This is a genomic window from Streptomyces sp. AC627_RSS907 (assembly GCF_019049165.1).
Genome location: NZ_JAGMUE010000521.1, coordinates 1 through 703, shown reverse-complemented (window position 1 = coordinate 703; position 703 = coordinate 1). Strand labels below are relative to the sequence as shown.

Here is a 703-nt window from a genome sequence, read left to right as displayed (position 1 = left end):
GCCCGCTGGGAGTCCGCGCGTACGGCGGCCGGGTAGCGGGAGCCGGTGTAGGCGAAGTCGCGCATGCCCAGCTTCGTGGCGCCCGCGATCAGGCCGTCGTCCTGGTCGGGGTCGATGGCGAAGGCCACGTCAGGCGAGGGCTCCTTGCTGGGTACGCCCCAGGTCCGGTCGGCCGGCTCCCGGTCGGTGGGGCGGGGCGGCTCCAACCCGTCCTCGCCGCTGCGCGCGAACTCGTCCCCGCGTACGACCCGGTAGCGGACGCCGAGGACCTCGATCTCGTTGACCGGTTCGCGTTCGAGCACGGCAACGGCGGCCAGCAGTTCGCGTCGCACCGCTGGGTCGTCGGTGTCGTCCTTGGCCTTGAACCACAGGTGCGAGTTGAGTGCGTCCCGGGACTGCTGGGGCATGCCGTCCGTCACCGGCAACAGCACTCGCCAGCCCGGCCCCACGGCGGGGTCCTGCGCAGCGACCCCGAAGACGGGCCCCCGCAGGGCCGGGTTCGGGTAGCGCCGCGAGGCGGTCACCGCGTCGGCCTCCGTCACCCAGGCGACCGGGTCGTCGCGGCGGACCAGCGCTGCGTGCAGGGCGTCGAGCTGTCGCTTCCAGTCATCAACCATGCGCACATTGTGAGCGACGCGGGTTGGTGGCCGGGTTGAATCCGCCCAAGTGGTCCAGGCGCGGGCGGGGTTGGGGCATGGTGGGT

The 703-nt window shown here is 72.8% G+C and carries 1 protein-coding gene; it reads right to left on the bottom strand.

Annotated elements, in window-relative coordinates; all coding sequences use genetic code 11:
* On the bottom strand, positions 1 to 617 hold a 617-nt coding region (locus KUM32_RS36805; protein ID WP_254406661.1), incomplete at its 3' end, for a DUF5954 family protein.
* Positions 618 to 703 lie beyond the last annotated feature (86 nt).